We start from the raw sequence: 688 nt of genomic DNA on the forward strand, positions 1-688 counted from the left end.
CGGCCCGTGCCGGGTACGCATGGGGAAAGAGACGCTTCGCTCGCGCTGTGTCGCCCAGGGCGCCCCGAGTCACCCCACAGCACGTCTACAAAACGTCACCGATCACAACGTAGCGTGATCTCTGCGCGGCCCTGCCCATGACCCCGTAATGGCGGCATCGGATGGGGTCGGGGAGTGACGTCCTCGAGGAGTGTTGCCTCCTGGGATCCTGGGCATGCCTGGCCCCCTCGGCCCGCCTTCGGCCGCCCCGGGCTCCGGGGGCGGACACCGGATGGAGATCATCGTCTCGTGAGCACCGAGCTGATCGATCTGTCGGTACCCATCGTGACCGGCATGCCCGTCTACCCGGGGGATCCCGAGGTCGACGTGTCACCGGCACTGACCACGGCCGAGTCCGGCGTCAACGTGCAGCGCCTGCACCTGGGATCACAGACGGGCACGCATGTCGACGCCCCCTTCCACATCGACGACTCGCTGCCCAGGCTTGACGAGGTTCCGCTACAACGTTTCACCGGACCCGCGGTTCTGCTGGACGCGCGGGGCTACGGTCCACAGGCTGCGATCGGCCCGGAGGTGCTATCGGGCCCCTTTACCCGCCCGTTTCCTCACGATGTCGTCGTCCTCATCGTCACAGGATGGTCCGTCCACTGGGGCCACGACGGGTACCTACGACATCCCTATCTCGCGC

At 67.2% G+C, this 688-nt stretch carries 1 protein-coding gene; it reads left to right on the top strand.

Annotated elements, in window-relative coordinates:
* Positions 1–288: 288 nt before the first annotated feature.
* The coding region (locus tag AC08ON_RS12425) for a cyclase family protein (protein WP_476617015.1) at positions 289–688 on the top strand (400 nt) is incomplete at its 3' end.

Source organism: Frankia sp. CoWAU3 (assembly GCF_977971855.1).